We start from the raw sequence: 507 nt of genomic DNA on the forward strand, positions 1-507 counted from the left end.
AGCCTTCCAGGCCGAGCGCCAAGGCCAGTGGACCAAGGGCAAGTCCTGCGACACGTTTGGCCCGATCGGCCCCTGGCTGGTGACCACGGACGAGATCGCCGACCCGCAGAACCTCAAAATGTGGCTGACGGTCAACGGCAAGACCATGCAGAACGGCTCGACCAAGACGATGGTCTACGGCGTGAAGTATCTGGTTTCCTATCTCAGCCAGTTCATGTCGCTGCATCCCGGCGACATCATCTCCACCGGAACGCCGCCCGGCGTCGGGCTGGGCATGAAGCCGCCGGTGTTCCTGAAGGCCGGCGACGTCGTCGAGCTCGGCATCGAGGGCATGGGCCAGCAGAAGCAGACCTTCAAGGCGGACGAGTAAGCGCAGACCTCGCCTTCTCCCCTTGTGGGAGAAGGTGGCCGCGAAGCGGCCGGATGAGGGGTGTTGGAACGATCTCTGCGTTGCAGAAGTAAGCGTCGCACTCCGCTGGAGCACCCCTCATCCGTCTCGGCGCTGCG

1 protein-coding gene is annotated in these 507 nt (G+C 63.9%); it reads left to right on the plus strand.

Features of this window, described 5'->3' with window-relative positions; translation table 11 throughout:
- A partial coding sequence (locus tag EOA60_RS36715) for a fumarylacetoacetate hydrolase family protein (protein ID WP_164899958.1) occupies nucleotides 1-370 on the plus strand: 370 nt, incomplete at its 5' end.
- Between the last annotated feature and the right edge of the window lie 137 nt (nucleotides 371-507).

This window comes from Mesorhizobium sp. M1A.F.Ca.IN.020.06.1.1 (genome assembly GCF_004023265.1).
Classification (GTDB): domain Bacteria; phylum Pseudomonadota; class Alphaproteobacteria; order Rhizobiales; family Rhizobiaceae; genus Mesorhizobium.